Annotated in this window: 2 protein-coding genes; both read right to left on the reverse strand. The window is 36.0% G+C overall.

From position 1 onward, the window contains the following. Positions 1 to 128 precede the first annotated feature (128 nt). Entirely contained in the window at positions 129 to 686 is a 558-nt protein-coding gene (locus ARSQ2_RS13225) for a LysM peptidoglycan-binding domain-containing protein (RefSeq protein WP_238334456.1), read from the reverse strand. A gap of 51 nt (positions 687 to 737) precedes the next feature. Continuing rightward, the gene (locus tag ARSQ2_RS13900) at positions 738 to 1097 is read right to left on the reverse strand and encodes a transglycosylase SLT domain-containing protein (protein WP_338078292.1); all 360 of its coding nucleotides are present in this window, start codon (positions 1095 to 1097) and stop codon (positions 738 to 740) included. Between the last annotated feature and the right edge of the window lie 50 nt (positions 1098 to 1147).

The following is a 1147-nucleotide window of genomic DNA, read 5'->3' on the forward strand; positions in this document are numbered from 1 at the left end:
AACTAGGGACAAGTTCAAGTCGGATAAATTATTATCTCAATACCTAATGATAAAAAGAAATAATCGTCAATTTTTATTAATGCGCAAAAATAACTCTTCGCGCGAAGGGCTATTTCGCCATAATATTATTAGAGGTGAATAGTCAGCGTTATGTCTGGTTTTAAATCTGCTATTCTAACGCTAGAGTTCCAATTCATCAGATCTTTAAGATCGATGCCGTGGCGTTTGGCAATACTGTAATAGGAATCACCTTGACGGACTTTGTAGGTCTTGATATTTACTTTACCTTTCTTGCCTGATGAAGTGCTATTTTTAGCAATCATAGTTGGTGCACGATAACTATTTTTACCGCTAATTTTTAATGTTTGCCCGATCCGCAAGTTGTCTGTTTTCATGCCATTGAGTGACTTAAGCTTATCGGTTGTGGTATTAAAACGTTTGGCAATAATCGATAAGGAGTCACCGCGTTTAACTTTGTAATTAGTGATAGTACGCTGTCTAGCTAATATCTGTTTATTATTCTTGGCAACAGCAAGGCGAATACTATTTAATACGTCTTGATCAGAAAGCGCATCCTTAAGCAGATCAGCTTTATCTGTTGGTAGCATAATAGTATAAGGACCGGCTGGAGATGTTATATTATGTTTCAAATTTGGATTATAGGCTTTAAGAGCGGTTAACGGCAATCCAGAAAGTCTAGCTGCTTGAGGTAAGGTAATTTCTTCGCCTATATTAACCTAGGTAAATGCATTATTTTGATTGGTTGTTGGTAATTGCAATGCATATTGTTCGCTATTGCGTAATATATTACTCAGAGCCAAAATTTTTGGTACATAATTCATTGTTTCTTTGGGGAGTGATAATGACCAATAATTAGTAGGTAATCCCTCCTCTTCATTTTTCTTGATGGTATTAAGCAAACAACCTTCGGCACAATTATAAGCAGCAAGTGTTAGAGGCCAATCACCGTCGAATAGGTTATTTAATCGTTCAAGTAAATTCAGTTCTGCACTAGTCGAGGAAGCGGTATCTCTGCGTTCATCAACCCATTTATAGCTAAGCGACTTAATTTTGATGACATTATTTATATGAGCTATTCAATTGATTTTAGACGTAAAGTGATATTTACGATGGAAGAAGAAGGGTT

The sequence above is a fragment of the Arsenophonus endosymbiont of Bemisia tabaci Q2 genome (assembly GCF_902713415.1).
Taxonomy (GTDB): domain Bacteria; phylum Pseudomonadota; class Gammaproteobacteria; order Enterobacterales; family Enterobacteriaceae; genus Arsenophonus.